Here is a 2,726-nt window from a genome sequence, read left to right as displayed (position 1 = left end):
CGCGGCCGACACCAGGGCTTCGGCATCCTTCGCCTCCAGCGCATCGGCGATGTTCCGGATGTGCTTGGGCGAGTCGTTGATGAACAGGCGCGCGATGTCCGACAGCAGGGTCGGATTGTTTTCGTCCTGCAGCTCGACCAGCTGGTCGATGCGGCGGCGGTCGATGACGACATGGTCGCCTTCCTCGGCGGCGGGGCCGGCCACCGCCATCAGCACGTTGCGGATGTCTTCCAGCTCCACCGGCTTGGACACGTAGGCGTTCATGCCGGCGGCCAGGCATTTCTCGCGGTCGCCCGGCATCGCGTTGGCGGTCATCGCGATCACGCGCGGCGGACCGTCGCCGAAGCGGGCGCGCAGGCGGCGCGTCGCCTCCAGGCCGTCCATCTCCGGCATCTGCACGTCCATCAGCACCACGTCGTAGTTCTGCCGCTCCAGCGCATCGAGCACCTCGACGCCGCTGGCGACCACGTCGGCGCGGTAGCCCAGGTGCGCGAGCAGCTGCTGCACCACCTTCTGGTTGACGGTGTTGTCCTCGGCCACCAGGATGTTGAGCGGCAGCGTGTCGGCCAGGCGCCCGCTCGGCGCGCCGCGCACCGCCTGCGCCTGGCGCGGCTCGATCTGCATCGCGTGCAGCAGCGCGTCGAACAGCGCGGTCGGCTTGATCGGCTTGTTCAGGTAGGCGGCGAACTTCACCTGCGACATCTGCACGTCGCGCGGGCGGTTGACCACCGAGGTCAGCATGATCAGCGGCAGCGATTGCGGGTCGCGGTATTTGCGGATTTCCAGCGCCAGCCCCAGACCGTCCATTTCCGGCATGCTCATGTCGAGGATGCCGACGTCGAACGCATGGCCGTGGCGCACGAAATCCATCGCTTCGATGGCGGAGGCGGCCGCCGACGGCACCATGCCCCACAACAGCGCCTGCTTGACCAGGATGCGGCGGTTGGTGCTGTTGTCGTCGACGATCAGCACGCGCTTGCCGGCCAGCGCCGACGAGCGCTCCTGCAGGAAGCTGGTGGCCCACTGCGAGCCGGAGGCTTCGGCCTTGACCGTGAAGTAGAAGGTGGAGCCGGCGCCGACCGTGCTTTCCACCCACATGGTGCCGCCCATGACTTCCGCCAGGCGCTTGGAGATCGCCAGGCCGAGCCCGGTGCCGCCGTATTTGCGCGTGGTCGAGGCGTCGACCTGGGTGAACACCTGGAACAGATCGGACAGCCGCTCCGGCGGAATGCCGATGCCGGTGTCGCGCACCGAGAACTGCACCGTGTGCTGCTGCTCGCCGAGCGGCGTGGCCGACACCGACACCACCACTTCGCCGTGATGGGTGAACTTGATCGCGTTCGACAGCAGGTTGACCAGGATCTGGCGCACGCGCGTGACGTCGCCCACCAGCGAGGCCGGCACGCTGTCGTCGATGAAGTAGGCGAGGTTGATGTTTTTCTCGGAAGCGTTCGACGCCAGCAGGTCGAGCGACTCCTCGATGCAGCGGCGCAGATCGAACGGCTGGCGCTCGATGTCGAGCTTGCCGACCTCGATCTTCGAATAGTCGAGGATGTCGTTGATGATGGTCAGCAGCACTTCGCTGGAGGCGCGGATGGTTTCCGCGTAATCGCGCTGCTCCTCGTCGATGTGCGTGTTGAGCAAGAGGCTGGTCATGCCGATCACGGCGTTGAGCGGCGTGCGGATCTCGTGGCTCATGTTGGCCAGGAACATGCTCTTGGCCTGCATCGCGGCTTCCGCCTTCTCCTTGGCCTCGCGCAGTTCGCGCTCGTAGGCCTTGCGCGCCGAGATGTCGCGCAGGATCACGGTGTGGATCACGCCGCCTTCCGTATCCAGCCGGGAGATCGACGCTTCCGCCGGAAATTCCGCGCCGTCCTTGCGCACGCCGAAGATGGTGCGCCGCTCGGCCATCTTGCGCGCGTATTGGCCGGATTTGTCGAAGCTGTCGATATGCTTGCCGTGCTCCGCATGGTAGCGCGGCGGCAGCAGGAGGTTCAGGTGCTGCCCGATCGCCTCTTGCTCGCTCCAGCCGAAGATCCGTTCCGCGCCCTGGTTGAACAGGATGATTTTCTGCTTGCTGTCGACGCAGATGATGGCATCGTCAGCGATGCTGAGGATGCCGTTCAGTTGCGCGGCGGTGAGGTTGGCGTTGGTCATGGGCGGGCGGCGGATCATCAATGCTTCCTCCGGCGTCTTCTCTCCAAAGGACAACAAGGCTCCATGTTATCCGGTTTTCCTGTTGTCTTGTTCAAAACGTGTGCGCAGTATGCATGTTATGGGCGCGCCGGGCAAACGCTGCGCAAAAGATGTCATTTTGCTTACTGCAGCCGGCGGCCGCGTCGCGTGCGCTGGAGGTGTGGGCGGCGGCCTGGCGATTTCAACAGGGAAGGCGTCCGGCGTACATCCGTATTTGCCCCTATTGTGTCCCCGGCACCGGTGCATAGGTGCATAAGGCGGGTGAACGGGTTGCGGCGATCGATGCGGCCATGGAGAATATTGCATTCATTCAACCTGACCGAAGGGGGAAGGATGAAAACGACATGGATGCTGGCGGCCTGCGGCGCCCTGCTGTCCCTGCATGCCGCGGCGGGGCAGATGTGCGGCAAGCAGCGCGTTGCCGACAATGTGCGCACCTGTCCCAACGGCGACATCCCGATGTTCGTCGCCGACGAACGTCGGCGCGGTAGCCCAGGTGCGCGAGCAGCTGCTGCACCACCTTCTGGTTG

Annotated in this window: 2 protein-coding genes; one reads left to right on the top strand and one right to left on the bottom strand. The window is 65.1% G+C overall.

The features are described 5' to 3' along the window. The coding region (locus A6M56_RS19610) for a PAS domain-containing hybrid sensor histidine kinase/response regulator (RefSeq protein ID WP_286758350.1) at positions 1-2,175 on the bottom strand (2,175 nt) is incomplete at its 3' end. Between the two features lie 321 nt (positions 2,176-2,496). On the opposite strand from A6M56_RS19610, the gene A6M56_RS19605 reads away from it, so the two are divergent. After that, positions 2,497-2,726 (top strand): hypothetical protein (locus A6M56_RS19605; RefSeq protein ID WP_286758349.1); only part of this gene is annotated, 230 nt, incomplete at its 3' end.

Origin of the sequence: Ralstonia sp. RL (assembly GCF_001683835.1) — a bacterium.
Classification (GTDB): domain Bacteria; phylum Pseudomonadota; class Gammaproteobacteria; order Burkholderiales; family Burkholderiaceae; genus Ralstonia; species Ralstonia mannitolilytica.
The sequence above is the reverse complement of the archived record's forward strand: the minus strand, read 5'-3'. Positions and strand labels throughout refer to the sequence as shown.